At 66.8% G+C, this 26,004-nt stretch carries 25 protein-coding genes; 14 read left to right on the top strand and 11 right to left on the bottom strand.

Features of this window, described 5'->3' with window-relative positions:
* Positions 1-3 precede the first annotated feature (3 nt).
* A complete protein-coding gene (locus CHB73_RS03200; RefSeq protein ID WP_089271985.1) occupies positions 4-1,182 on the top strand; it encodes a glycoside hydrolase family 3 N-terminal domain-containing protein in 1,179 nt (392 codons plus the stop codon).
* 126 nt (positions 1,183-1,308) lie between these two features.
* The gene (locus tag CHB73_RS03195) at positions 1,309-1,605 is read left to right on the top strand and encodes a YciI family protein (RefSeq protein WP_089271983.1); all 297 of its coding nucleotides are present in this window, start codon (positions 1,309-1,311) and stop codon (positions 1,603-1,605) included.
* Positions 1,606-1,726: 121 nt separating this feature from the next.
* Here CHB73_RS03195 and CHB73_RS03190 read toward each other — a convergent pair whose 3' ends face one another.
* Positions 1,727-2,956: an efflux RND transporter periplasmic adaptor subunit gene (locus CHB73_RS03190; RefSeq protein WP_235641488.1), complete on the bottom strand. Its 1,230-nt coding sequence runs from the start codon at positions 2,954-2,956 to the stop codon at positions 1,727-1,729.
* Between the two features lie 279 nt (positions 2,957-3,235).
* On the opposite strand from CHB73_RS03190, the gene CHB73_RS03185 reads away from it, so the two are divergent.
* From CHB73_RS03185 to CHB73_RS03175, 3 genes are all read left to right on the top strand, one after another.
* Entirely contained in the window at positions 3,236-4,525 is a 1,290-nt protein-coding gene (locus CHB73_RS03185) for a chromate transporter (protein ID WP_179216869.1), read from the top strand.
* Between the two features lie 110 nt (positions 4,526-4,635).
* The gene (locus CHB73_RS03180; RefSeq protein ID WP_089271979.1) at positions 4,636-5,166 is read left to right on the top strand and encodes a rhodanese-like domain-containing protein; all 531 of its coding nucleotides are present in this window, start codon (positions 4,636-4,638) and stop codon (positions 5,164-5,166) included.
* Positions 5,142-5,621 carry a MauE/DoxX family redox-associated membrane protein gene (locus CHB73_RS03175; protein ID WP_089271977.1) on the top strand — a complete coding sequence of 160 codons (480 nt, stop codon included), beginning with the start codon at positions 5,142-5,144 and terminating at the stop codon, positions 5,619-5,621. Before CHB73_RS03180 ends, CHB73_RS03175 begins: the two co-directional genes overlap by 25 nt.
* Before the next feature lie 85 nt (positions 5,622-5,706).
* On the opposite strand, the gene CHB73_RS03170 is transcribed toward CHB73_RS03175, so the two are convergent.
* Entirely contained in the window at positions 5,707-6,708 is a 1,002-nt protein-coding gene (locus tag CHB73_RS03170; protein WP_089271975.1) for a TerC family protein, read from the bottom strand.
* A 113-nt stretch (positions 6,709-6,821) separates the two neighbouring features.
* Between CHB73_RS03170 and CHB73_RS03165 the strand changes: the two genes are divergently transcribed.
* Entirely contained in the window at positions 6,822-8,663 is a 1,842-nt protein-coding gene (locus tag CHB73_RS03165; RefSeq protein ID WP_089271973.1) for a chloride channel protein, read from the top strand.
* A 9-nt stretch (positions 8,664-8,672) separates the two neighbouring features.
* Here CHB73_RS03165 and CHB73_RS03160 read toward each other — a convergent pair whose 3' ends face one another.
* From CHB73_RS03160 to CHB73_RS03140, 5 genes are read right to left on the bottom strand one after another with little or no spacing between them, the layout of a single operon-like run.
* Positions 8,673-9,203, bottom strand: a complete 531-nt coding sequence (locus CHB73_RS03160) for an HPP family protein (RefSeq protein WP_089271971.1) — start codon at positions 9,201-9,203, stop codon at positions 8,673-8,675.
* Positions 9,204-9,206: 3 nt separating this feature from the next.
* Complete coding sequence (locus CHB73_RS03155; RefSeq protein WP_179216868.1) at positions 9,207-9,818, bottom strand: CBS domain-containing protein; 612 nt, start codon at positions 9,816-9,818, stop codon at positions 9,207-9,209.
* Between the two features lie 55 nt (positions 9,819-9,873).
* Positions 9,874-11,106 carry a sodium:calcium antiporter gene (locus tag CHB73_RS03150; RefSeq protein ID WP_089271967.1) on the bottom strand — a complete coding sequence of 411 codons (1,233 nt, stop codon included), beginning with the start codon at positions 11,104-11,106 and terminating at the stop codon, positions 9,874-9,876.
* 6 nt (positions 11,107-11,112) lie between these two features.
* Positions 11,113-11,370, bottom strand: coding sequence for a hypothetical protein (locus tag CHB73_RS03145; protein WP_089271965.1), 258 nt, complete (start codon positions 11,368-11,370; stop codon positions 11,113-11,115).
* Complete coding sequence (locus CHB73_RS03140) at positions 11,367-12,101, bottom strand: YkgJ family cysteine cluster protein (protein ID WP_179216867.1); 735 nt, start codon at positions 12,099-12,101, stop codon at positions 11,367-11,369. The genes CHB73_RS03145 and CHB73_RS03140 overlap by 4 nt, the downstream gene beginning before the upstream one ends.
* Before the next feature lie 387 nt (positions 12,102-12,488).
* Here CHB73_RS03140 and dsrA point away from each other — a divergent pair, with 387 nt between their 5' ends.
* The 4 genes from dsrA (at position 12,489) to CHB73_RS03120 (ending at position 16,777) form a co-directional block, all read left to right on the top strand.
* A complete protein-coding gene (dsrA, locus tag CHB73_RS03135) occupies positions 12,489-13,802 on the top strand; it encodes a dissimilatory-type sulfite reductase subunit alpha (protein ID WP_089271961.1) in 1,314 nt (437 codons plus the stop codon).
* Positions 13,803-13,822: 20 nt separating this feature from the next.
* Positions 13,823-14,968: a dissimilatory-type sulfite reductase subunit beta gene (dsrB, locus tag CHB73_RS03130; protein WP_089271959.1), complete on the top strand. Its 1,146-nt coding sequence runs from the start codon at positions 13,823-13,825 to the stop codon at positions 14,966-14,968.
* A 69-nt stretch (positions 14,969-15,037) separates the two neighbouring features.
* Complete coding sequence (locus tag CHB73_RS17050) at positions 15,038-15,280, top strand: dissimilatory sulfite reductase D family protein (protein WP_089271957.1); 243 nt, start codon at positions 15,038-15,040, stop codon at positions 15,278-15,280.
* Positions 15,281-15,364: 84 nt separating this feature from the next.
* Positions 15,365-16,777: a cobyrinate a,c-diamide synthase gene (locus CHB73_RS03120; RefSeq protein ID WP_089271955.1), complete on the top strand. Its 1,413-nt coding sequence runs from the start codon at positions 15,365-15,367 to the stop codon at positions 16,775-16,777.
* Here the strand turns inward: CHB73_RS03120 and CHB73_RS03115 are convergent.
* Both CHB73_RS03115 and CHB73_RS03110 read right to left on the bottom strand, forming a co-directional pair.
* Positions 16,774-18,729 carry a CHASE2 domain-containing protein gene (locus CHB73_RS03115; protein WP_089271953.1) on the bottom strand — a complete coding sequence of 652 codons (1,956 nt, stop codon included), beginning with the start codon at positions 18,727-18,729 and terminating at the stop codon, positions 16,774-16,776. The genes CHB73_RS03120 and CHB73_RS03115 overlap by 4 nt on opposite strands.
* A 5-nt stretch (positions 18,730-18,734) precedes the next feature.
* Positions 18,735-19,610: a hypothetical protein gene (locus tag CHB73_RS03110; protein WP_089271951.1), complete on the bottom strand. Its 876-nt coding sequence runs from the start codon at positions 19,608-19,610 to the stop codon at positions 18,735-18,737.
* A gap of 190 nt (positions 19,611-19,800) precedes the next feature.
* On the opposite strand from CHB73_RS03110, the gene CHB73_RS03105 reads away from it, so the two are divergent.
* Complete coding sequence (locus CHB73_RS03105; protein ID WP_235641487.1) at positions 19,801-20,406, top strand: peptidylprolyl isomerase; 606 nt, start codon at positions 19,801-19,803, stop codon at positions 20,404-20,406.
* Between the two features lie 78 nt (positions 20,407-20,484).
* Here the strand turns inward: CHB73_RS03105 and CHB73_RS03100 are convergent, their stop codons facing one another.
* Together CHB73_RS03100 and CHB73_RS03095 are read right to left on the bottom strand one after the other, a co-directional pair.
* Entirely contained in the window at positions 20,485-20,673 is a 189-nt protein-coding gene (locus tag CHB73_RS03100) for a hypothetical protein (protein ID WP_089271949.1), read from the bottom strand.
* Positions 20,674-20,867: 194 nt separating this feature from the next.
* On the bottom strand, positions 20,868-22,595 hold the full coding sequence (locus CHB73_RS03095) for a long-chain-fatty-acid--CoA ligase (RefSeq protein ID WP_089271947.1): 1,728 nt from the start codon (positions 22,593-22,595) through the stop codon (positions 20,868-20,870).
* A 433-nt stretch (positions 22,596-23,028) separates the two neighbouring features.
* Here CHB73_RS03095 and CHB73_RS03090 point away from each other — a divergent pair, with 433 nt between their 5' ends.
* From CHB73_RS03090 to CHB73_RS03080, 3 genes are read left to right on the top strand one after another with little or no spacing between them, the layout of a single operon-like run.
* Entirely contained in the window at positions 23,029-23,643 is a 615-nt protein-coding gene (locus tag CHB73_RS03090) for a winged helix-turn-helix transcriptional regulator (protein ID WP_089271945.1), read from the top strand.
* 2 nt (positions 23,644-23,645) lie between these two features.
* Positions 23,646-24,740: an N-acetylneuraminate synthase family protein gene (locus tag CHB73_RS03085; RefSeq protein WP_089271943.1), complete on the top strand. Its 1,095-nt coding sequence runs from the start codon at positions 23,646-23,648 to the stop codon at positions 24,738-24,740.
* A 58-nt stretch (positions 24,741-24,798) separates the two neighbouring features.
* Positions 24,799-25,761 (top strand): chemotaxis protein, encoded by a 963-nt coding sequence (locus CHB73_RS03080; protein WP_089271941.1) that lies wholly within the window; start codon positions 24,799-24,801, stop codon positions 25,759-25,761.
* Positions 25,762-26,004: the final 243 nt, after the last annotated feature.

Raw genomic sequence — 26,004 nt, 5'->3', positions numbered from 1 at the left:
CCCATGCGCCGCCATGTCCGCCTGGCCGCAGTCCTGCTGCTGGTCGCCCTGGCCCAGGGCTGCGCCCTGACGCGGCCTGAGCCTCCTTCCGCGGAACTGCGGCGGCAGGCCGGGCAGATGCTGCTGGTGGGCTTTCGCGGGGCCGAGCCCAGGGACGCCTCCGGCGCTCCTCTGCCCATTTTGCGGCAGGTGGCGGAGCTGAACCTGGGCGGGGTCATCCTCTTCGACCGCGATGCGGCGCTGGGCGGCGCGCCCGGCCGCAACATCGTCGACCCCGGGCAGGTGGCGAGGCTTACGGCCGCCCTGGCCAAGGCCGCGCACGACGCGGCAATGCCGCCGTTGTTCATCGCCGTGGACCAGGAGGGCGGCCGTGTGCAGCGCCTGAAGGCCGCGAACGGGTTCCCGGACTCTCCCGCTGCCGCCGAGCTCTGCCCGGAGCACGACGCCCTGGGCCGTGCGGCCTTCGAGGCCGGGACGGCGACGGGCAGGATGCTGCGAGGTGCGGGCTTGAACCTGGATTTCGCCCCGGTGTGCGATGTGGACGTGAATCCCGCCAACCCGGTCATTGGCGGCATCGGCCGCAGCTTTTCCCCGGACCCCGGCCGCGTGTCGGTGTGCGCCGGAGCCTTCGCCGCAGGCCTGCACGCTCAGGGCGTGCTCACCGCGGCCAAGCACTTTCCCGGCCACGGGTCTTCGACGGCCGACAGCCACCTCGGCTTCACCGACATCACGGCCACTTGGACCGAGTCCGAACTGACCCCCTTCGCCGCGCTCATCCGCGATGGGCGGGCGGACATGGTCATGACCGCGCACGTGTTCAACGCCAAGCTCGACGCCCGGCGCCCGGCCACCCTGTCCAAGGCGGTCGTCACGGGATTGCTGCGCGAACGGTTGGGCTTCCCCGGCGTGGTGGTGACCGACGATCTGCAGATGCGCGCCGTGGCCGGACAATACGGCTTCAAGGAGGCGCTGGGCCTTGCGGTGAACGCCGGAGCCGACGTGCTGCTCATTGGCAACAACCTGGAGCACGACCCGGACATCGCCCGCAGGGCGCTGGACACGCTCATGGAACTCGTGGCCGAGGGGGCTGTCAGTGCGGAGCGCATCCGGCAATCGGCCGGGCGCGTGCTGGCCCTCAAGACCGCGCGGCTTTCGGTTCCTGCAACAGCAGCCGGGGAATGACCCGTTGCCCGTCCGAGGGCCTCTTTCCCGCGATTTCCGGGATTTCTTCCCGAAAACACCTTGAGTCCTGGCCGGGTTCCGCCGTACAAGGTCGAGAACGCCACCCCTTCCAACCCAGGAGAGCAGATGTTTCTTGTACACGTGAACTACGTAAAGCCCATTGAGGTCATCGACGAATTGCTGCCCGCCCACCGCAAGTTCCTGGAGGCCAACTACCAGGCCGGGATATTTCTGCTGTCCGGACCGCGCGAGCCGCGCAGCGGCGGGATCATCCTGGCCCAGGCGGGGAGCCGCTGGGAACTGGCTGCCGTGCTGGAGCAGGATCCCTTTGTCACCCAGGGCGCGGCCACCTATGAAATCGTCGAGTTCAAGGTCACGCGGGCGGGTAAGGCCCTGCGTTTTCTTTTGGATGGCGAATGCTAGCCGCATCACCGCGCTGAGGACCGGGGGGCTCCGCCCCTTTGCATCACACCAGGACTCCGCGCAGCGGCGAAAAAAAGGGGGAGCAAAAGCTCCCCCTTTGTCGTTGGCGCGAACGTGGGCCTTAGCGCGGCGGGGGGCCCATGCCCGGCCCGCGAGCCCCGCCCAGGGGATTGCTCGCCGTTTTGGCCTCGCTGGCGCTCAGGGCCTCCAACACCACTTCGTCTCCTTCCTTGAGCGCGCCGCTCAGGATTTCGGTGTCCTTGTCGTTGCCCACGCCGAGGGTGACGGCCACGGCCTGGGGCGCTCCGTTGCGGAGCACGTAGACGTTTTTGTGCCCTGCCGGAAGCTTGGCCGTGGGCAGGCTCTTGCCATTGGGCCCCTTGGGACGGAAGCGCAAGGCCGCGGTGGCGACCTTGAGCACCCCCTGGCGCGATTCCGCCGTGAAGGTGACGTTTGCGGTCATGCCGGGCTTCAGCTTCAACTCCGGGTTGTCCACGCCGACCATCACCGCATAGGTGACCACGTTGGAGACCGTGGTGGCTGCGTTGCGCACCTGGGTCACGACTCCGGTGAAGCGGGTCTCTGGGTATGCGTCCACGGTGAAGCTCGCTTCGCCGCCCTCGCGGATTTTTCCGATGTCCGACTCGTCCACCGTGGCGCTGATCTGCATCTTGGTCAGGTCCTGGGCGATGGTGAACAACGTCGGGGTGGACATGCTCGCGGTGACGGTCTGCCCCACCTCCACCGCGCGGGAGATGACGATGCCGTCCACCGGCGAGGTGATGGTGGTGTAGTCGAGGTTGGTCTTGGCCTGGTCAAAGGCGCCCTTGGCCTGGTCCACGCTGCCTTGCGCGGCGGTCACAGCCGCCTGAGCCGAGGCGGCGGCCGTGGCGTAGGAATCGTAGTCGCTCACCGAGACCGAGCCGTCCTTCACCAGATTTTGATAGCGCCGCAAGGTGCGTTCGGCATCGGCCAGGGTGACCTTGGCCTTGTCCAGATTGGCCTTGGCGTTCAGGTAGCTGCCCCGGCTCTGGTCCACCTGGGCGCGGTAGCTGGCCGGATCGATTTGGGCGATGACCTGCCCCTTTTTCACCGGGGAGTTGTAGTCGGCGAAGAGTTCCTTGATGATGCCGGACACCGGCGTGCCCACAGTGACCGTAACCACGGGGTTGATGGTGCCCGAAGAGGTGACCGTGGACGAGATGTCCCCGCGTTCCGCCTTTGTCGTCTTGTAGGCGGTTTCGGATTTGGACCCGCGCAGTTGCTGCCAGCCTACGCCGAGACCGAGCAGCAGGACGCAGGCGAGAATGGCGACCCTGCGCTTTCCTTGGAACATGTTTCTGAAATTCAAGTTGGTCTCCTGGGTGCGGGTCCGTGGGGCGGCAGGGGGCCGCGTGTGGACCGGCTGCGGATTGGCGGTGTTTGGCATGGCTCACATCCTGGCGTAAAGTCAAGCGATTGAAACGCTGTTTGCGAGTTTCGTGCCAACCAATAAGACGAGCAAATGCGCCACGCGGTTACAGGATCATCTGGTTTTGTGCATGTTCGTGCACATGTGATGTGCAGGGTTTTGTACGTGGAAGCGCGGGCTGCACTCGACAGCAGCGGCCAAAGTTGGCACAGGTCGTCCATGAGCAGTTCGATCTCCTTGCGTGATTTCGTCCGGTGTTGGCTGCGGCTGGGCTGCGTCGGTTTTGTCGGTGGCGCGGCCCAGGCTGGACGGCTGCGCCGGGAGCTTGTGGACAGGCTGGGCTGGATGGACGATGCGGCCTTCTTGCGCCTGCGCGGGGCCTGCGCGTTGTTGCCCGGTCCGCAGGGCTTCCTGCTTGCTGTGTGCCTTGGCAGGGAACTGCGCGGTCCTGCCGGAGGTGCGCTGGCTGGGGCGCTTTGGGCGCTTCCGGGGGTGCTGGTGCTGCTGGCCCTGACCTGGGGCGCAACGGCTGCGGCGTGGCAGGGGCAGATGGACGCGGCGTTGACCGGCCTGTCCGCAATGGGCGTGGCGCTCGCCTTGTCGGCTCTGTGGCGCATGGGGCGCTCGCGCCTTGCGCATCCGGTGTTCTGGGCCTTTGCCGCAGCCAGTTTTCTCATGAGCTGGGGGCTGCGGCTCAAGTTCACGGGGATCGTCATCGCCGCCGCGCTCATGGGCTTGTGGCTGGGCGGGCTGCGGCCGGAACTCTTCGGGCTCGATCCGGTGGAAGGGGCGCAAGCCGAAGGCGGAAGCCGACGCAATCCCATCGCCGCCGATGCCGGTGTCTGGCGGCGGGGCTTGCGCCTGGCCGCCCTGTTCGCGGGGGTCTGGATCGGGCTCGCCGGGGCGGCGCACCTGCTGCTCGGGACGGATTCCATTCTGCCCAGGCTGTTTTCCCTGGCCATGCGCACCGGTGCCTTCGCGTTCGGCGGTGCCTGGGGCGTGCTGGCCTCCCTGGCCGATGTGGTCCAGCGGCAGGGATGGATTTCGTCCGCACAGCTCGCGCCGGGTCTGGGCCTGGCGGCCATTGCTCCGGGGCCGCTGGCCCTGGTGGCCGAGCACGTGGGCTTCGTTGCCGGGTGGGCGCATCCTGGCGCATTGCCGCAGGCAGCGGCGGGGGTTCTGGGATCGGTGCTGGCCGTGTTGGGCTTGCTGCTTCCCGGATTGTTCCTGGCCCTTGGCGTAGCGCCCCATGCCGCCGCCTTTGCCGCGAATCCGCGTGTCCGGGCCGCCTCGGTCGGCATCGGCGCGGCCCTTGTCGGGGTGCTGCTCAAGTTGTGTCTGCTTGTCGGGGGTGCGGTTTTTCTCCCTGGTGGATTTGAAGGCGGCGTGGACTGGGTCGCGGTGGTTCTGGCCGCAGGCGCCCTGCTGGCGCTGCTGCGTCTGCCGCCTGTCGCGGTGGGGGCGCTCTGCGCGGCGTTGGCAGTGGCTTGGTCGCTTGCGGCGGGGTAGGGCAGCCGCCAAATTGCGTTTCCCCTGGACTTGGAATAGGCTGCGCCTCGTTTGAAGCGGGGCCCCGTGCTGCGCGGGGATTTGGGATGGACACGTTTCGGAGACCTGCCATGCGTCATGCTTCAAGAATCATTGGCCAATGCCTGGGCATCATCGCCCTGTCCGGCGTTCTTGCAGCCGGGAGCAACGCCCTGCGGCCGGACGGCCTGCCGCTCGTTCACGCGGCCCAAAGCGCCGTCACGGTGGGCGCCTCCGGTGAGATCGGCGTCAAGGACGCGGCCCTGCTCTTTTTGTCCGGCCGGGCGGTGTTCCTCGATGCCCGTTCGCAGCTGGAATACGAGATGGGGCACATCCAGGGGGCCGTGTGGCTGCCCCCGCGCGAGTTCGCCTCGCAGTTCCAGGACATCAAGCCCCTTCTTGCCGGCAAGGACGCGGTGATCGCCTATTGCGATGGTGAGCGTTGCACCCTTGCCGCGACGTTGGCCAAGCACCTGCGCGGCGCTGGGGTCAAGAACGTGGTGGAGCTCAAGAACGGGTGGGCCTTGTGGCAGGCCGAGCGCCTTCCCGTGGCCAAGGGCGGGGCCATGTCGCGGGCGGCTGGCGCTCCGGAGGGACAATGCCGGGATTGCGGGAAGAAGTAGCGCCCGGCGGCTTTCCCTGGGAGTCCGTGGCCTGGCTGCTGCGCATGGCCGTGGCCGTGGTGTTTTTGTACGCCAGCGCGGACAAGATCATTCATCCCCAGGCCTTTGCGGGCATTGTGCGCGACTACCGCCTGCTGCCCGAGGCCCTGGTGAACCTGACCGCCCTTTGGCTGCCCTGGTTCGAGCTGGTGCTGGGCCTGTGCCTGTATACGGGATTGTGGAGCCGCGCGGCCGTGCTCCTGTCCTTCGGCCTGTTGGCGGCTTTTTTCGCGGCTATTGTTTTCAATTACGCGCGGGGCTTGAACGTGGCCTGCGGCTGTTTCACCTCAAGTCCGGAGGAAGCGGCGCCCATGCTCTGGTACATGGGCCGCGATGCGCTGCTGCTTTGCCTGCCGCTGGCCGCCTGGGAGGCTCAAAACCGGGCCGATTCGCGGGACGGGGCGCTGCTCCCTTAGGCCGTGCGCCGCTGCGGCGATGAAACGCCCCGGCTGTCCTGTTCGGACGGCCGGGGCGTTTTTCTGCCGTGGCGGTCGGGTCCGGCTATTTCCTGTCTGCGCCTGGTTCGTCCTTTGGCGGGCTGCCAGGCACCCAGCCGCGCGGCATGACGGTTTCGGCCGCCTCCGCGGGCAGGCCGCGCGTGCGGTACACCGAGAGCGCAACGGAGGACCCGATGATGGCCGCAGTGAGCAGCAGCGCCCACTCGGTGGGGATGACGTGCCCGAAGGCGGCGTTGACGACCATTTTGCCGCCCACCACCACCAGCACGATGGACAGCCCGTATTTGAGGTAGTGGAAGCGGTGGATGATGCCCGCCAGCGCGAAGAACAGCGCCCGCAGGCCCAGTATGGCGAACACGTTGGACGTGTAGACCAGGAACGGGTCCTTGGTGATGGCGAAGATGGCCGGGATGGAGTCCAGGGCGAAGACCACGTCCGAGAACTCCACCAGCACCAGCACGATGAGCAGCGGGGTGATGAGCCGCACACCGTCGCGCAGCACCACGAAACGCTCGCCCTCGTAGCCCTCGGTGACGCGGAAGTGCCTGCGCATGAAGCGCGTGACCCGGTTGCCCGAGAGGTCCGGCACCTCGTTGATGGTCATGAGCATCTTGACGCCGGTCAGGATGAGGAAGGCCCCGAACACGTAAATGACCCAGTGGAAGGCCGAGAGGACCGCGGCTCCGGCCAGGATGAGCGCCGCGCGCATGACCAGCGCGCCCAGCACGCCCCAGAAGAGCACGGTGTGCTGCGCCTTCTTGGGCACCTGGAAATGGGTGAAAATGAGCACGAACACGAAGATGTTGTCGATGCTGAGGCTTTTTTCGATGAGATAGCCGGTGAGGAACTCGACCCCCGCCGCGCGCCCCTCGAAGTGGAAAATCACCCCGGAAAAGCAGAGCGCCAGCACGAAGTAGCCGAAGCTGAGCCAGAGCGATTCCTTTACGCCCACCTCGCGGTGGTTCTTGTGCAGCACGCCCAGGTCGAAGGCGAGCAGGACAAGGACCAGCAGGTTGAATCCGACCCAGTGCCACCATTGCGTCATGATACGCTCCTTTGCCCCACGAGGGGGCGACAATTGGCATCAATACGTGCTGCCAGGGGCGAAAGCAAGCATCCGGCGTTGACTTCTCAAGTCGGACGGGGGTAGCCAAGCCCATGCCGATTTCCCGCATCACCCGCCTGGGGGCCGCGCTGGCCGATGTCCTGCGCTCGTTGCGGCACGCCCATTCCTGGCGCTGGCTGGCCTATGGGGTTGCCGTGGGCCTTGCCGCCGGGCTGGCGGCCAGCGGCTACTTCGCCGCCGTGGAGTGGCTGCAGGGCTATCTGCTGCGCCATGTGGCCGGTATGCCGCTCCCCAGCCCCGCTGGCGAGCGCCTGTTCCACATGCCGCAGGGCGATCCGCGGCCCTGGCTGGTGCCCCTGTTCGGCTTGTCCGCCGGGCTTTTCACGGGCTTCTTCATCCAGCGCTATGTGCCCGAAACCGTCACCGCCGGCACCGACGGCACGGACGCCACCACCCGGGCCTTTCACCGGGCCGGAGGGCTGGTGCCCCCACGCGTGCCTGTCATCCGGGGCCTGGCCTCCATCCTCACCATCGCCAGCGGGTGCAGCGCGGGCAGGGAAGGCCCCATCGCCCAGATCGGCGGCGGAGTGGGCTCCTGGCTGGCGCAGCGGCTCAAGCTCTCCGCCCGCGAGCGCAGGATCCTGCTCCTGGCCGGAGCGGCGGGCGGCATGGGGGCCATTTTTCGCGCCCCCCTTGGCGGGGCGCTCACCGCCGTGGAGGTGGTGTACCGCGAGGACTTCGAGGCCGAGGCCATCCTGCCCGCGGTCATGAGCTCGGTGACCGCCTACAGCGTGTTCACGTTCTTTTTCGGGTCCGAGGCCATTTTGGCCGCGCCCGCTTTCCAGTTCCGCGACCCGCGCGAGCTGCTCTTCTATGCCCTCATGGCCGTGGTCTGTTCCGGCGCGGCGTACCTGTTCATGGGCAGCTTCCGCGCCTGCAAGACCAGGCTTTTCGCCCCCGTGCGCGAGCGCCTGGGCATCATGTGGACCCTGGGGTTGGGCGGGCTCTTGGCGGGCTGCACCGGCGCACTGTTTCCCTCGGCCCTGGCCGGGGGCTACGGTTGGCTGGAAATGGCCCTGCTGGGGCACATTCCGGTCATGCTGCTGGTGGGCATGGTGCTGGCCAAGACCCTGGCCACCAGCCTGAGCATCGGCTCGGGCATGAGCGGCGGCATGTTCGCCCCGGCGCTCTTCGTGGGCGGGCTTTCCGGCGGGGTGGTGGGGCAGGTGGCCCACGCGCGCTGGCCGGACATCGCGCCCGAACCCGGCAGCTATGTGCTGGTGGGCATGGCGGCCTTCTTCTCCGGCATCGCCAAGGCGCCCATCGGCCCGTTGGTGATGGTCTGCGAGCTCTCGCGCGGGTACGGGCTGCTGGCCCCGCTCATGCTTTCCTCGGCCCTGTGCATCGCCCTGTGCCGCAAGGTGTCGCTTTACGACAACCAGGTGGAGAGCAAGTTCGATTCGCCCGCCCACGCGGCGGACGCCACCGTGAATGTGCTGGAGAAGACCGTTGTGGACGGGCGCTACATGCCCTGCCTGCCCGTGGTGCTGGAGGCCGGGTCCACCCTGCGGGTGATGGCCGACCTGATGCGCAACAGCCCCGCGCGCACCTTTCCCGTGCGTGGGCCGGACGGCCGCCTGTGCGGCCTGGTGGAGCTGCACAAGGCGCGCGCCCTGGTGTTCCGGGAGGAACTGCACGACTTGGTGGTGGCGCGGGACATCATGGGGCCGCTGTTTTTCGTGACGCCGGACGAAGACGTGTATTCCGCCCTGCTCAAGTTCGTGGAGAGCGGCTGCGCGCAACTGCCCGTGTTGGCCGCGACCGCTGGCGGTGAAGGCGATGGGCGGCTTCTGGGCGTGCTGAACCGCCGGGCCGTGTTCCGGGCCTACGCCGAGGGCGTGCAGGCCGTGCGGGCCCAGCAAGACGGGAGCTGAGGCTCACCACTAGTATTCCGGGTAGCGTCTGCCGGGGGTGAGGGCGTTTGTCAGGAGCGCGGCCGACAGCAGGATGAGCGCCCCGGCCAGCGCCGGACACAGCACATACACGTAGCCCAGGGACCGGATGGCCGGGCCGCTTGTGACGGCGATGAGCGCCGTGGCCCCGCCCGGCGGATGCAGGGTTCTGGTCAGGTGCATGGCCGCAATGGCCGTGGCTACGGCGAGGGCGGCCGTGAGCCACAGCGGCTCTGGCAGGGCGAGCCCCACGCTCACCCCGACGAACGCGGAGAGCGCGTGCCCGCCCACGAGGTTGCGCGGCTGGGCCAGTGGGCTCTTGGGCGCGCCGAAGATCAGCACGGCTGAGGCCCCGAATGAGCCGATGAGCAGCGCCAGTCCGGCCGGGTCGGCCAGCTTTGCGTGCAGCCAGCCCAGCAGCGCCATGCCAGCCAGCGAACCCAGGAAGGACGAGAGGGTCTCCAGGGGGCGCACCACGGGCGGGCAGGTTCCCGAGCCGCGCATTTTCTCGAAGAACCGCATACGCTACTCCTCAACGGCAAGGGACTGGCTGGCGCGCACCACGTCTCCCCGGCTGATGATGCCCACAAGCGCGCCGTCGTGCAGCACGGGCAGGCGGTTGACGCCGCGCGTCTCCATGAGGGTGGCCGCCTGGCCGATGGGCGCCTCCGGGCCGATGGTCAGGGCCGGAGCGGTCATGAGGTCACGGGCGGCGAGCCCGGCGAAGCCGCATTCCCCGCAGGCCGCATCGCCGCCGTGCGGCCGCCCGATGCGTTCCGCCACCAGGGCCATGGGCGTGGCGTTCCTGGGCAGGCCGAGCCTGGGGAGGAAGTCCTTGAAGCTCAACACACCCACAAGGGTGTCTCCTTCAAGCACGGGAGCGCCGGAAAAGCCGGTTTCCGCCAGCAGGGCGGCAGCCTCGGCGGCTGGGGCGTCGGCGGCGATGACGCGGACCTCGCGGGTCATGAGCCGCTCCACCGAGATGCCGAGCCGCAGTCGCGACAGGGCGTGGCCCAAGGCAAGGCGGTACAGGGACAATGCATCGGAGGGCGTGATGTCCAGGTAGCTTCCGGCCTGGCGCATGGCGGCCAGGATGTCGTCCACGTCCACGCCAAGAGGCTGGAACTCGTGTCCCATCGCATCCTCCTTTTGAATCAAGCCGCTCCGGCGATGCCCGTCCGGGCCCCGCGCGCTACACGATGCGCTGCTCCACGCTGGCTCCGAGCCGGAGTTCCCAGACATCGCGCCGTTTGGCCAGGGCGATTGCGGCGAAGAGCGCCACATAGCCCGCGCTGAAGAGCTGGTGCAGGCCATCCGTGCCGTTGCCCCAGGGAAGTTCGGGGAGGTTCAGGCCCTCCACCACATAGGGGCTGAGCAACTGGCCCGCGAACATGCAGAAGAGCAGCAGGGCCGAGCGCGGCCCCAGGGAGAGCGAGGCCAGCAGCGCCACGGCCATGAGCGACTGGGCGGCGGTGAGGAAGATCTCGTGCATCTGGAACGGGCCAAGGGGCAGCGGAACCTCGAACCCGCCGCTGGAGACGCCGTACACGCCGGGAATCATGCCCACCAGCAGCGTCCACTGGTTGAGCTTGCTGGAGATGAGGCTGCCCATGGCCACGGCCGCCTGGCCGCGCAGCACGAACATGATGGCCACGATGAACTCCGGGGCCTCGGAGGCGATGGGCGCGAGCCACTGCACCAGCAGGAACTCGTTGATGCCGAAGACCTTGCCCGTGGCCACCAGGTTCTCGCTGAAGGGTTCGGCGTTGGCCAGGATGACCCCGGCGGCGAACAGGAAGAGCAGGAGCGTGGCCTGCCTGCGCCGCGTCCTGGGCAGTGCGCCGATGAGTTCGGCCGGGCCTTCCAGCTCGCAATCCGAGCAGGGACGCTGGCTGGCCAGGCGGATGTACCACGCGTACATGGCCAGGAACACCACGCCGTCGTACCAGGCCAGGCTGCCCTTGATGGGGATGAGGAAGGCGTAGGCCGTGGCCATGCCCAGAAACAGCACCTCGGTGCGCTGCTCAACATCCAGAATGACGCGGCGGCGGGTTTTGAACCAGTGCAGCCCCGCGATGGCCGACCAGGCCACGCCGATCAAGAGCCGGTTCGCGCCGGTCATGTTGGCGATGGCGTAGTGGGCGTAGTCGGACTCCGGGTGCTGGCCCGCCTGCCAGGTGAAGTACATGTCCACCGCGTATTCCGGCAGCACGGCGATGAGCGCCACCACGGCCAGGGCCAGGGTCTGCGGAATGTCCATCTGGGCCACGTCGCAGGCCCACAGGAGCAGAAACGACGCGCCAAGGATGGCCAGGCCGGAGATCAGCGCCATGGAAGGCGCGTCCAGGTGGATCCCGGACAGGCGCAGACCCAGGCCCGGCATGGTGACCAGGGCGGCAAGAACCAGGGGAAGGGCCTTGCGCATGGCGTTCTATTCCTCCATGAGCAGGCGTTCCGCCACGCTGATGTCGTAGAGGCTGGCGGGATCGGTTTCCTTGCCGCTGGCCTTGAACATGGCGGCGGCCTGCTCGATGACCGCGTAGGGCAGCCACTGGTGCTTGTCCCACACGGTCGTGTCGTCGCGGTGCCACATGCGGAACTCTACGCGCCCGGCGTATTTGCGCACGTACATGCGCGCCTCCGGGTGCTGGGGGGCGGGATAATAGTAAACGCCAAGCTCGTCTTTCATATGCGTCTCCGTGGTATGGGGGTGCCCGCTGCGCCTTGTGCGCGCCACAGCGGGTCGGTCTGGATGCGGAAGCCGGTGCCCGCGTCGTCGCGCAGGGCGAGCCCGTGCGCGGCCAGCAGCGCCGCCATGTCCCGGCCGAGGAAGAAGTCGTGATACTCGGCGTCGATGCCGGCGCGGCTTGCGAGGGCGTTGCGGAAGGCCCTGTCCGCCAGGACCATGCGGGTAAGCTCCTCTAAGGCGTCCTGCCCGGCGGCGCCCCCGGCGCGGAAGGCCTCGGCCAGCGTGGCGATGCGCGTTGGCGGCGTCAGGGCGTCGTGCTCGGCCAGCACATCGCGCAGCGGGTGGCCCGTGGGCAGCAGGTCCGCGCGGGTAAGCCGGTCCGCATCGTACATGGCCGCCAGGGCGCTGGTGTCCAGGCAAAGCAGGGCGCGGCATTCGGCCGGGCGGCGGTCGTACAGCCCGCAGGAGCGGCTTCTGCCGTCGTAGAACAGGCAGGCCCGCGAGCCCGAAGCGCTCTTGATCTTGAGCATCTCGCGCGTCAGGGGGGCGATGATTCCCTTGATCTGGTCCCGCATGGGCTCGCCGCGGCGGTAGGCCACCAGCATGGAGAGCGGCAGCGCGTCCTGTCCGAGGAAGAGCGCGGCGTCTTCGCCGTGGAGGCCGGGGCCGCCCTCGGCGCAGCACGCGCCGCAGCGCCTGCAGCCGGTGGAGGAGTCGGTGGTGCGAGTCAAGATAGTGATTGCCTGGCAAGCCTGGTTTGCGCTAGTGGTTACGGGCAGGCTGGCATACGCCTTTTGCCCGGACCTCCGGGCAAGCCTGCTTACCCCGGCCCGCAGCGGAAATCAACCGGGGCTCTCTTGGGGCGGCTTGTGCGCAAAGACGCATGAGAAGCCATTCAAATCCGGATTTATGTTGACAGAGACGGTGGATTTTCCGTAACAGATGAGGAATCATGCGCTGGAATTGGTGGCACTGGCCCTGCCCGTGTGAGCCGATTCACAAGCGCCTCGCCTGATGGAGGAAAGACATCCGGCGACGGCCCCGCGCGCCAGCGGGCGCATGCCGGGTAGTTTCAGGAGTGTGGCAACATCTTACTTCAAACAACGGAGGTTAAGGGAATGGCGAAACACAAAACCCCCTTGTTGGACCAGCTGGAAAGCGGCCCGTGGCCCAGCTTTGTGTCCGACATTAAGCAGGAGATCGAGCATCGGTATGCGAATCCCAAGGGCGTCGAGTACCAGATTCCCGCCGAGTGCCCGGACGACCTGCTTGGTCTGCTCGAGCTTTCCTATGTGGACGGCGAAACCCACTGGAAGCACGGCGGCATCGTGGGCGTGTTCGGCTACGGCGGCGGCGTCATCGGCCGTTACTGCGACCAGCCCGAGAAGTATCCCGGCGTGGCCCACTTCCACACCGTTCGCGTGGCCCAGCCCTCCGGCATGTTCTACAAGACCGAGTTCCTCCGTCAGCTGTGCGACCTTTGGGAGCTGCGCGGTTCCGGCCTGACCAACATGCACGGCGCCACCGGCGACATCGTGCTCATCGGCACCAGCACCCCGCAGCTCGAGGAAATCTTCTTCGAACTGACCCACAACATGAACAACGACCTGGGCGGCTCGGGCTCCAACCTGCGCACCCCGGCCTGCTGCCTGGGCGAGTCCCGCTGCGAGTACGCCTGCTACGACACCCAGGAGCTGTGCTACCAGCTGACCCAGCAGTATCAGGACGAGCTGCACCGCCCCGCCTTCCCCTACAAGTTCAAGTTCAAGTTCGACGGCTGCTCGCTGGGCTGCGTGGCCTCCATCGCCCGCTCCGACATGAGCTTCATCGGCACCTGGCGCGACGAGATCCGCGTTGACCAGAAGGCCGTGGCCGCCTACGTCGGCGGCGAGCTGGCCCCCAACGCCGGCGCCTACGCCGGCCGCGACTGGGGCAAGTTCGACATCCAGAAGGAAGTCGTCGAGCGCTGCCCGAGCCAGTGCATCCGTTACGAAAACGGCAAGCTGGAGATCAACAACAAGGAATGCGTGCGCTGCATGCACTGCATCTGCGTCATGCCCCGCGCGCTCAAGATCGGCAACGATCGCGGCTGCTCCATCCTGGTCGGCGCCAAGGCCCCGATCCTCGACGGCCCGCAGATGGGCTCGCTCACCATCCCCTTCATCAAGGTCGAGGAACCCTACGACGAGATCAAGGAGTTCATCGAAGCCACCTGGGATTGGTGGATGGAAGAAGGCAAGAACCGCGAGCGTATCGGCGAGACCCTGAAGCGCCTCGGCTTCGCCAAGCTCCTGGAAGTGACCGGCTTGACCGCCGATCCCCGCCACGTGAGGGAGCCCCGCCACAATCCGTACATTTTCTGGAAGGAAGATGACGTGAAGGGCGGCTGGCAGCGTGAGATCGCCGATTACCGCTCCAAGCACCAGCGCTAACCTGAAGGAGGACGCATAACATGGCCTTCATTTCTTCCGGATACAATCCCGAAAAACCGATGCAGAACCGCATCACGGACATCGGTCCCCAGCACTTCACCAAGTTCCTGCCCCCGATCATCGCCAAGAACAAGGGCAACTGGGACTACCATGAGATCCTGGAGCCGGGCCTCTTGATGCACGTCGCCCTCTCCGGCGACAAGGTGTTCACCATCCGTTGCGGTGGCGCGCGCCTCATGTCCGTGACCCACATCCGCGAGATCTGCGACATCGCCGACAAGTACTGCGGCGGTCACCTGCGCTTCACCACCCGCAACAACATCGAGTTCATGGTCGAAACCCTTGAGGCCGCCAAGGCCCTCAAGGCCGAGCTGAACGGCATGAAGTTCGCGGGCGGCTCGCACAAGTTCCCCGTCGGCGGCACCGGCGCCGGCGTCACCAACATCGTGCACACGCAGGGTTGGGTCCACTGCCACACCCCCGCCACCGACGCCTCTGGTACCGTGAAGGCCACCATGGACGTGGTGTTCGAGGAGTTCCAGAACATGCGCCTGCCCGCCCCTGTGCGCATCTCCATGGCGTGCTGCCTGAACATGTGCGGCGCGGTGCACTGCTCCGACATCGCCATCCTGGGCATTCACCGCAAGCCCCCGATCATCGACCACGAGAACCTCGACAACGTGTGCGAAGTGCCCCTGGCCGTGGCCGCCTGCCCGACCGGCGCAATCCGTCCCACCAAAATCGAGTACCAGGGCAAGCAGGTGAACACCGTTGCCGTGAAGAACGAGCGTTGCATGTTCTGCGGCAACTGCTACACCATGTGCCCGGCCATGCCCCTGGCCGACAAGGACGGTGACGGCATCGCCCTCATGGTCGGCGGCAAGATCAGCAACCGCATGACCAAGCCCTCCTTCTCCAAGGTCGTGGTGCCCTTCATCCCCAACGAGCCGCCCCGCTGGCCGACCATGACCAAGGTCATCAAGAAGATCCTGGACGCCTACGCCGCCGATGCCCGCAAGTACGAGCGCCTGGGCGACTGGGCCAACCGCATCGGTTGGGAGCGCTTCTTCGAGAAGTGCGATCTGGAGTTCTCCGCCCACCTGATCGACGACTTCCGTGATCCGGCGTACTACACCTGGCGCCAGACCACCCAGTTCAAGTTCTAATTTAGCGCTTGAGATATACGGGGCGCGGGGATTCTCTCCGCGCCCCTCACTCAACAAAGGGGCAACACCATGGCGCTTGTGTATGAAGAGGCGAAAGCCAAGATCATTGAATTCATCAATTCCAAGGCCAAGAGCAAGAGCAAGTTCTACTTCAACGACTTCACCGGCCTGTTCCCGGATGAGAAGGGTCGCGATGTGAAGAAGATCCTCACCCAGATGGTCAACGAGGAGATTCTGGTGTTCTGGTCTTCCGGCAGCACCACCATGTACGGCCTGTCCGGCGCCGGCAAGCACGCCGATGGCGAGGACTAGACCTTTCGCTCCCACCGCTTGTTACGAGAGGGCCTTGCCCGGACGGGCAAGGCTTTTCTCGTTTCCGAACGCGAGCCCAACGCCATGCAGAACCCACCCCGCATCGTTCTGGCCGGCCTGTCCGGCGGCTCGGGTAAAACTTTTGTTTCCATAGGCCTGTGCCGCGCCCTTGCGCGCCAGGGACTCGCGGTCCAGCCCTTCAAAAAGGGACCGGACTACATCGACGCGGCATGGCTGTTCCACGCCTCCCGTCGCCCCGCCTGCAACCTCGATCCCTTCCTGCTTGACCGCCAGGTGGTGGCTGCGCTGTTCGCCGAGCGCGCCCGTACGGCGGACATTTCCGTCATCGAGGGCAATCGCGGGCTGTTTGACGGCAAGGACGTTGAGGGCACCTGCTCCACAGCTGAACTGGCGCGGCAGCTCTCCGCACCGGTGATTCTTGTGCTGGACGCCACCAAGATGACGCGCACCGCCGCAGCCATTGTGGCCGGGTGCAAGGCCTTTGAGCCAGGGCTCGCCCTCGCCGGAGTCATTCTGAATCGCACGGCCGGGGAGCGGCACCGCGCCATCCTGACCCGTTGCATTGAGGAACTGGCCGGGGTTCCCGTGCTTGGCTGCCTGCCCAAAATGACCGCAAATCCCATTCCGGAGCGGCACATGGGGCTTGTGTCCGACCAGGAGCACGGCGCGCGCGAGGCGGCGCTGGACGCCATCGCCGATGTGGTGGAGCGCTGCGTCAAGCTGGATCGCGTGCTCGATACCGCGCGGGCTGCGGCGCCCCTTGCGCCGACCGCTCTGGTCCCCTGGCCGGAACGGGTGTGCACGCCGGAGCAGGCGCCGGTCATCGGCTATGTTCACGATGCGGCCCTGTGGTTCTATTACCCGGAGAATCTTGAGGCGCTTGCGCGCGCCGGGGCCGAGCTGCGCCGCGTGAGCCTGCTTTCGGACGAGCCCTGGCCGGAGCTGCATGGGCTGTATCTGGGCGGTGGATTTCCAGAGACCCAGGCCGCGGCCCTTTCGGCGAACGTGGGCATTCGCAGCCATGTGCGCGCGTTGGCGGAGCACGGGCTGCCCATGTACGCAGAGTGCGGCGGGTTCATGTACCTGTGCCGCGCGGTGCAACTGGACGACGCTCGGCACGATTTGGCGGGCGTGTTCCCGCTTTCGACCCGCCTGTGCGCCAAGCCGCAGGGCCTCGGCTATGTGGAGGCCCTGGTGGAGGCCGACAACCCGTTCCATCCGCTTGGCCTGCGCCTCAGCGGGCATGAATTCCATTATTCTGCCTGCACTGAAACCGATGCTGGCTCCAGTCTGCCGCCCTTGGCGTTGCGGATGCTGCGCGGGCATGGAATGCTGTCCGGCCGGGATGGTCTGCTCGCGGGCAATGTCTTTGCTTCGTACACGCACATCCACGCGCTGGGCGCGCCGCATTGGGCTCCGGCCTTCGTGCGCGCGGCCCTGCGTTTCCGCTCCGGGCACGGGGCAACGCCCGGCTAGACCTCGGGCAGCTCCACGGGCCGGGCTTCCATCTCCTTGTCGAACCCCTTGAGCCGTAGGGCGATGGGTTCGCGCAGCCGGAATTGGCTTCGGACCAGCGCGGCCGTGCGGGCGCTCAAGAGCACGTCGCCCGGAGACGCCGCCCCTTCCAGCCGTTGCGCCATGTTGACGTTGCGCCCGAGCACAGTGAACTCGCGGCGGCTGGCGCTGCCCATGTCGCCCACGATGGCGTGGCCGGTGTTGACCCCGATGCGCACCGCCACGGCCTGCCTGCCCTGCTCACGCCAGCGGAGGTTCAGGCGGGATACGGCGGCCTGCATCTCCACCGCCGCGCGCACTCCGTTCACGGCCGAAAGTCTGGCGTTTTCCAGCGAATCCGCAGTGTCCGTTTCCGGATAGCCGAAAAAGGCCATGAGGCCGTCGCCCATGTACTTGTCCACGGCTCCCTGGTTCCGGAACACGCAGGCCGTCATTTCCTCGAAGTATTCGCCCAGGAACCGCTGTACCTCGGCGGGATCCATGCGGTCGCTCATGGCGGTGAAGCCCGCGATGTCCGCAAAGAGTATGGTGAGGTCCACGCTTCTGCCCTGCATGATGTCCTCGCCGGAGTCCAGGATTTGCCGGGCGATGCTGGGGGAGAAGTAGGCCTCCAGGATGCGGCGCTGGCGGGCGGTGTCGCGCGCGGTGCGGGCCAGGGCGTCCGCCAGCAGGGCCAGTACGCCCGTGGTCACGGCGAGGCTTGGTGCCACAAGTCCAGGCGCGAGGCCCGTGGCTGCGTACAGGGCCATGTTGGCGGCCGGGCAGAGCAGGGCGAGGAGAATCCCGGAGGGCAGGAACAGCCGCAGCGGCAGGCGCAGATAGAGCAGGGCGGCGGCGGCAAGGAACACGGCTCCCATCACCGCTCCGGCCCAGGGAGGCGTGGCCGGAAGGCTGGCGCGGGTCAGGATCTGGCTCGCCAGATTGGCGTGCAGGGTGACCAGCGGGTCGGCCCGTGAGAGCGCCGTGGCCTTGATGTCCGTGGTGCCGGAGGCGGCCAGCCCCACCAGCACGGCCTTGCCCTCAAGCCCTTGCCGCAGGAAGGCCATGCGCGCGGGGTCTCCGGCGGCATCAAGCGTTTCGGCGTAGGAGAGATGCCAGAATCCTCGCCCCCATGGGGCCGCGAAGTTGACCGCCAGCACTCCAGAAGCGTCCGTGGGGATCGGCAGACGCAGTCCTTCGCGCACAAGGTCCACCCGGCCCTGGTGCGGTTCGATGGAGGCCTTGAGGTGGCTGGCCGCAAGGCGCAGGGCAAGGGCGGGCAGAACCTGGCCATGGTATCCGACAAGCAGCGGCATCCGGCGGTACGCGCCGTCCGCGTCCGGGGTGGCGGCGATGTGCCCAAGCCCCAAGGCGTGGCGGGAAAAACGCGCCGCAGGCAGCACCGTTTGCTCGGTCTGGAGCAGTTTCTGAACGCGCAGGTCGCCGGGTGCGATGAGCGACGGCAACAGCGGCAGGTCGTCCGGTTCCGGTGACAGCCGCACCACTTCCGTCTCGCGCACAAGAGCCACCCCCACAGGCAGCAGCACGCGCCCATTGCGGCGGATGGCTTCCTCAAGGGCCGTGTCCTCGGCCGGGCCGGATTCTCCGGAAGCCGCGCCCCGGAACACGATGTCGAAGGCCACCAGCGAGACCCCGCAGCGGGTGAGGGTGTCGATCACCCGCGCATGGACCGCTCTGGGCAGGGGCCAGCCGCCGTATGCGCCCAGGGTGGCGTCGTCGATGGTGAGCAGCACAACATCCGGGCTGGGCTGGGGTCGCGGCGCAAGGCGGAGCCGCAGGTCGGAGGCCGCCAGTTCCAGCCGCTCGAAGGGCTGCGGAGCAAGGGCGAAGGTGAGGCTCAGCAGGGCCACCGCCAGTCCTGCGACCAGCAGGCCGCGTGCGGGCGGCGGCAGTGGGGGCAAGAGCGCGGGCATGGCCGTCAGGGCGCTGTCGCGGCCGGGGGATCGGGAAGTCCGGCGTCGCGTCCGGCCGCGCCGGTCATGTTGACGGGCGTGTCCGGCCCCTTGAGGCGCATGGAGCGTTGCCGCGTCGCGCCAAGATCGAGCCGCAACTCCACGCAGTCGGAGACCACTCCTTCCAGCTGGGCCGGGCGGGGCCTGCCCGCGCGGGCCTTTGTCAGCGCTTCGTTGACCGTGGCCGGATCGGCCGGGAGGGCCAGGCCCCCTGTGCAGCCAAGCGCAACAACGTCATGGGCGCCGTGCGGCAGGGCCACCGATGCGGAGCGTCCAGGCGTCAAGCGCAGAACCTGCGTGCCGCCTGGAAGGAATTCGGGCTCGTCTGCACCGGCGGGCAGGTGCAGGACGGCTGCTTCGCAGGGACGGTCGGCCATCAGGTTGAGTTCCGCATCCTGAACCGTGGCGCGGAGCGTCAGAAGCTTCGCGTCAGAGGGTGTAGGCTCGGCCTGGCCGCGCAGGCGCAGTTCAAGCAGCAGCACCGCCCGAGCCGGGCTGAAGCCCATGGCCGGGAAGTGCCGCAGGCTCACGATGCGCTGGAAGGCCTCGCCGGGGAACAGGGCGTTTTCGCCGCCAAGGGCCTTGAGCCGTTCGGCGGCCAGGGCGCGCGCGTTGCGCACCGCCTGGGCTTCGGCCTCCTTGGGGGTGGCGCCCTGGCCCATGGCCTTGACCAGCACATGCCGCACGGGCGCTGTGGCGATGGCGCGGTCGGCCGACAACGCCTCCGGCGCGGCCTGGGCCGGCTCTTGTGCCTGGGCCGGGCAAACAACTGCCAGGACCAGCAGCGCGGCCAGGGCCAGCCCGACTGGACAGGCCCGGAACGGGCGGGGTGTTGTCTGCATGGCGAAGCCTCCTGGTTCGGCGGGAGCGGTGACCCAAGGCTAGCCCATCGACCGCGTGCTGACAACCGGGGGACGCGGATTTTCCCCGTCGCAGACGGGAATGCGCGCCATTGCCCTGGGCGGGCGCGTCTGCTAGGGTCCCGCAAGCGGGAAAGCCCGCGAACATCCGGACAACAAAGGAGAATCCACCATGCAGCGTTTCCTCCGTCTGTTCATGGGCATTGGCTTGGCGCTTGCCCTGGCCGCGCCCTGCCTGGCCCAGAGTGCCGCCCAGCCCGGCTCCACGGCAGGCAAGACCCTGGTCAAGCTCGAAACCAGCAAGGGCGACATTGTCATCGAACTCTACAAAGACAAGGCCCCGCTCTCGGTGGCCAACTTCCTGTCCTACGTGAAGAGCGGGCACTACGACGGCACCATTTTCCACCGTGTCATCAACGGCTTCATGGTCCAGGGCGGCGGCTTCGACGCCAACATGCGCGAAAAGCCCACGGGCCCCGGCATCCGCAACGAGGCGGGCAACGGCCTGAAAAACACCCTGTATACCGTTGCCATGGCCCGCACCTCGGACCCGCACTCGGCGTCTGCCCAGTTCTTCATCAACGTGCGCGACAACCGTTTTCTGGACCATCGCGGCAAGACCGACGAGGGCTGGGGCTACGCCGTGTTCGGCGTGGTGGTGGACGGCAAGCGCGTGGTGGACGAGATCAAGGGCGTGCGCACTGGCAAGAAGGGCATGTTCGACGATGTGCCCGTGCAGCCCGTGATCATCAAGAAGGCCAGCATTTTGGCCCAGTAGGCCGGGAACGTTTTCGCCAGGGCAGGGCGGCTTCCGCTTCAGGCGGGGGCCGTCTTTTTTCATGTCCCCCGGCCGACCTTAGGCGGCCTTGGGCGGCCAATCCGGCCCCATGGGCAGGGATGCGCGCATCCTGCGGAGCGATTCCTCGTGGGACAGGCCGCGGCCGTGTCGGAAGAGGGTGTACGCCAGGCCTCGGACCGAAGCGGTGGAGGAGGCGGGCGTGACGTGTCTGGGCTTTGCTGCCGTGGCAGGCGGGGTGCGGTCCATGCTTGGGGCCTCCCTTGGACAGGGGCGGGCGCACTTTGCGCAACGCCTGAACGCTGTCCTATGGGGAGAGTATGCTTGCGTCCGGTGTCGCGCACACGCCGACCGTGTGACATGATGCGCGCTGAAGAAGAAAGCGCCCCGGCCTTGGAGGGGCGGGGCGCTGTGGTTCGTCTTGCCGCGGTGGATGCGGCGGGTCAGGATTCCGCGCTGGTGTCGTCCACCACCTTGGGCGAGGCGCCGGTCCCTGTCCGTTCGGCTTCCTCCGCGCGCAGGGCGCGGCGCAGCACCTTGCCCACCATGGTCTTGGGCAGGCTTTCGCGGAATTCCACATGGCGGGGCACCTTGTAGCCGGCCAGCTTCTGGCGGCAGAAGGCGATGATCTCTGCCTTGGTGGGGGTTTCCCCGGGCTTTGGCACCACGTACACCTTGACCACTTCGCCCCGCGCATCGCAGGGGATGCCCACGGCCACGGCCTCCTGCACCTTGGGGTGCTGGTGCAGAATCTCGTCGATCTCGCGCGGGTAGATGTTGTAGCCCGCGCTGATGATGAGGTCCTTCTTGCGGTCCACGATGAAGAAGTAGCCGTCCTCGTCCATGTAGGCGATGTCGCCGGTGTAGAGCCAGCCGTTGCGGAGCACGTCGGCGGTTTCGTCCGGGCGGTTGTAGTATCCGGCCATGACCTGCGGGCCGCGCACGGCCAGTTCACCCAGCTTGCCCGGCGGCAGGGCCGGGCCGCCCAGGTCCATGTCCACGATCTTGGCGTCGGTGCCGGGCACGGGCAGGCCGATGGACCCGTGCTTGGCCACGCCGTGCAGGGGGTTGATGTGCGTCACCGGGCTGGCCTCGGACAGGCCGTAGCCCTCGCAGATGCGCGCGCCCGTGGCCTGCCGGAACTGCTCGAACCACTCCACCGGCATGGGGGCGGAGCCGGACACGCAGTAGCGGATGGAGGACAAATCGTAGGTGCCGACGTTCTTTTGCTGCAACAGGGAGATGTACACCGAGGGCGCGCCAGGGAACACCGTGGGGCGTTCCCTGTGGATGGTCTTGAGCACGTCTGCCGGGACGTAGCGGGCGAAGGGAATTTGTGTGGCCCCCAGCGCGGTGCACAGGTTCAGGCACACGGTGAGGCCGTAGATGTGGAAGTAGGGCAGCACGCCGAGGAAGAGTTCCTGCTTTTCGCCCATGCCGGGCAGCATGGCGGTGCACTGCAGGGCGTTGGCGCAAAGGTTGGCGTGGGTGATCATGCAGCCCTTGGCCAGGCCAGTGGTGCCGCCGGTGTACTGCAAGAGCGCCAGGTCCTTTTCCGGTATGATTCCCTTGACCGTGTAGGTGGAAAGCCCGCCCAACAGCGAACCCCAGGTATGCACGGTGTCACCGTCGAAGGGCACCTTGCGGTTCTGGCCCTCGCGCCAGGCGCGCAGCTTGTAGAGAATGGACAGGGGGAAGCGCAGGGAGTCGGCGATGCTGGTGACGAAGAATTTTTCGACGCCAAGCTGGGGGCGCAGGGGTTCCAGCTTGGGCCACAGCAAATCCAGGGTGATGACGAAGCGCGCGCCGGAGTCCTTGAGTTGGTGGAGAATCTCCGTCTCCATGTAGAGCGGGTTGGTGAAGACCACCGTGCCTCCCGCGCGCAGCACGCCCCAGTAGGCGATGACCGTCTGCGGGGTGTTGGGCAGCATGACGGCCACGCGGTCGCCGCGCCTGAGCCCCTGCTTGCGCAAGTTGGCCGCCACCAGGCCGGAATATTTCTTGAGCTTGGCGTAGCTGATGCTGGTGTTCTGGAATACGACGGCAGGGCGGTCCGGCCAGCGCGACGCGGCATCGTCCAGCAGATCGAACACCGGCTTGACGGCAAGTTTGGGCGCTGCCGGGACATTTTGATCATAATGCGAAAGCCAGGGACGGTCGATCTCAGACATTGTGAACCCTCGTGCGGCGTCGTGGCGCTTTAAAAGCGCCGGTGGACTATAGTTGGCCGCAAACATGGTGGCAAGGGGAAATGAGCCCGTCCGGGCTTCGGGGTTTGAAACACGCTGTTGGCGGAAGTTTGACAGTGACGGTTCATTGGCTCCATGAATGATCAAGCCTGCCCGGAAGCGCGGCGGGACTGGTTCGCAGCCTGCCGTGGAGGTGGGGGCTTCTTGACACCGCTTGCGGGGGTGGGCTATTCCAATCCTATTCTGGACTTTGATTTTTTATGAAAATTATTGACCAGGTGAATGATTTGCGCATTGTTGCCCGGAAATTGCATGGCCTGTGGCGTGGACTTCATGCGGCAGAGGCTTCCGCAGCCAGGAGCAAGCCGAAATAGCGCGGAACAGGACCCAGGCACCAACCACTGAGTGAACGAACATGCTGCTTTCTGAAGGGAAATATCTCAAGCCCAGCAAGGAGACGCGCGTGCTGGCCATTCTGGACTCCCTGTCCCAGGATTCCGGCCTGTCGCAGTACGAACTGGGACGGCGGCTCAAGCTCAGCGGAGCCATGGTCAACCAGTACCTGAAGCTCCTGCAGGAGCAGAACCTCATCGAGTACCGGCCGGTGAACGGCAAAAGCTACCGCTATGTCCTCACCAGCGGAGGCGAAAAGAGCCGCCGACAGATGTTCAGCGACTACTCCAGCGAGACCATTCGCCTGTACACCAACATCAAGGATTTCATCGCCAACCGCCTGCGCGGCCTGGAGGCTCGCGGACGCCGCAGGATCGCGCTGTTCGGCGCGTCCGAGACCTGCGAGGTGGTGCTTTCCGCCCTGCGCGACACCGCCTTCCAGGTTGTGGCCGTGGTGGACAACGACACGGGCAAGCACGGCGCGCCGTTCCACCGCTACGTCATCTCCGCTCCCGTGGTGTTGGAGCAGGTGGACTGCCAGGCCGTGGTCATCACTTCTTTCGGCCGCCAGGACGAGATTCATCAGCAACTGCAGCCCCTCTCCACCAGGAGGGGGCTCGAGATCGTGAGGTTGTAAGCATGGCGCAGGTCAACAGCATAACGCTTCCGTCCGGGCGTGCAATCGGCCAGGGGCATCCCTGTTTCATCGTGGCCGAGGTGGGCAACAACCACCAGGGCGACATGGCACAGGCCCGGCGCATGGTCCAGGAGGCTGCGCGCGCCGGAGTGGACGCCGTGAAGTTCCAGAAGCGCCACATGGAGTCGCTTTTGACGCGCGCCGGGCGCGAGGCTCCCTACACAGGCGCCAACAGCTTTGGCCCCACCTACGGCGCGCACCGCAAGGCGCTCGAACTTTCCGTGGAGCAGATGGCCGAACTCAAGGAATTGACCGAGTCGCTCGGGCTGGTGTTCTTCGCCTCCGCCTGGGACGAGGTGAGCCTTGAAGAGATGCTGGGTCTTGGAATGCAGCTCATCAAGATCTGCTCTGCAGACCTGGTGAACGTGCCCCTTGTGCGCAAGATCGCCGCGAGCGGGCTGCCCATCATCATGAGTACGGGCATGAGCACCCTGGAGGAGGTTGACGCCGCGGTGTCCCTCATCCGCCAGCGCAACGAGAGGCTTGTGCTGCTGCACTGCAACAGCTCCTATCCCTGCGCTCCGGAGCAGATCGGTCTGCCGGTGATGGAGTTCCTGCGCGAACGCTATGGCCTGCCCGTGGGCTATTCCGGGCACGAGCGCGGTCTGGCCCCCAGCGTGGCCTCCGTGGCCCTGGGCGCCTGCGTGGTGGAGCGCCACTTCACCCTGGACAAGAACCAGGTCGGCACCGACCACAAAGCCTCGCTGGAGCCTGCGGAGCTGGCCGAACTTGTGGCCATGATCCGCGAGGTGGAGGCTTGCATGATCCAGAAGGGCAAGAAGGTTTTTCCCGAGGAACAGGCCGCGGCCAAGAAACTGCGCAAGTGCATGGTCTTCTCGCGCGATTTGCCCGCCGGCCACGTGCTGACCCCGGCCGACCTGACCACGCGCAGCCCCCTGGACGGCATTTCCCCCGTTCACTGGGACGAGGTGCTCGGCGCGGCCATTTTGCGCAGCGTGAAGCACGAGGAGCCCCTGCAGTGGGAGCACCTGGCCCTGCCTGTGCGCCACGCCAGCGCGGCCTCCCAGTCCACCTAGGACCCGTATCGAACACCGGGCCGGAGCCATCGGCCACCAGGAGCAGGGGCGAGCCCGCATGAACCAGACCAACATTCTGCTGGAGTCCGGCACCAACGAGTTGGAGATCATCGAACTCTACCTGGCCCAGCCCGGAGAAGGCGGCTTGGCGGAGAACGCCTACTTCGGCGTCAACGTGGCCAAGGTGCTCGAGATCATCGAGTCCCCGCCGCAGCTTGAGCCGTGCGATTCCGCCGCGCACCCCAGCTACCTCGGGGTCATTCCCCTGCGCGACATGGTCCTGCCCGTGGTGGACCTGTCCGTGTGGCTCGGCGTCACCCGCGCCCCGTCCAGCCACGAGCCCATCCTCGTGACCGAATTCAACGGCGTGCGCACCGGGTTCCTCGTCTCCGGCGTCACCATGATCCACCGCGTAAGCTGGAGCGAGGTGGAGCCGCCCAGCCGCTATTTGGCCGACATGCCCGGCAACTGCATCACCGGCACCGTGCGCCTGGGCGACCATTTCGCCCTGCTGCTGGACCTGGAGCGCGCCCTGGCCGAGCTGAACGCCCTGCCCAACGAAGAACCCGAAAGCATCCCCGCGCCCAGCCTGGACGACCCCTTGCGCGTGCTTCTTGTGGACGACTCCACCTCCGTGCGCTTTCTGTTGCGCCGCAACTTCGAGGCCGCAGGCTTCGAGGTCGAGGTCAAGAACAACGGCGAGGACGCCTGGGCGCATTTGCAGGGGCTCAAGGCCGAGGCGCAGCGTCTTGGCGTTCCCGCTCCGCGCCTGCTGGACGCCGTTGTCTCCGACGTGGAGATGCCGCGCATGGACGGCTATACCCTGACCAAGAGCATCAAGAGCGATCCCGTGCTCAAGGAACTGCCGGTGATCCTGTTTTCCTCGCTTATTTCCAAGGGGTTGCTCCACAAGGGGCAAAGCGTTGGGGCCGACGCCCAGATCACCAAGCCGGAGTTCGGCGGGCTTACCCACCAGGTGCGCGACATGATTCTTGAGCGCCGTGGTGCGGCGGGAGCTTGACCTTTTTCCGAGATTGGGCGTAAGGACACGTTCAGCAGACAAACCCGCAACCTGTGAGCCGAACCACGATGAACCGCACCGCCGCTCTTGCCCTGGCCCTAGCCGCCCCGGCCCTGCGCGCCTGCGCCGTCATCGTCGTAGTAGGCGTCGTAGGCGACATCGCGTCGTAGCGGGCAGGTTTTCTTCGCAAACCCAAACCCCCGTCGGCGCGAGTCGGCGGGGGTTTTCCGTTCTCCCGGCCCT

The organism is Humidesulfovibrio mexicanus (genome assembly GCF_900188225.1).
Classification (GTDB): Bacteria; Desulfobacterota; Desulfovibrionia; order Desulfovibrionales; family Desulfovibrionaceae; genus Humidesulfovibrio; species Humidesulfovibrio mexicanus.
This window is presented reverse-complemented; position numbering and strand designations above follow the sequence as displayed.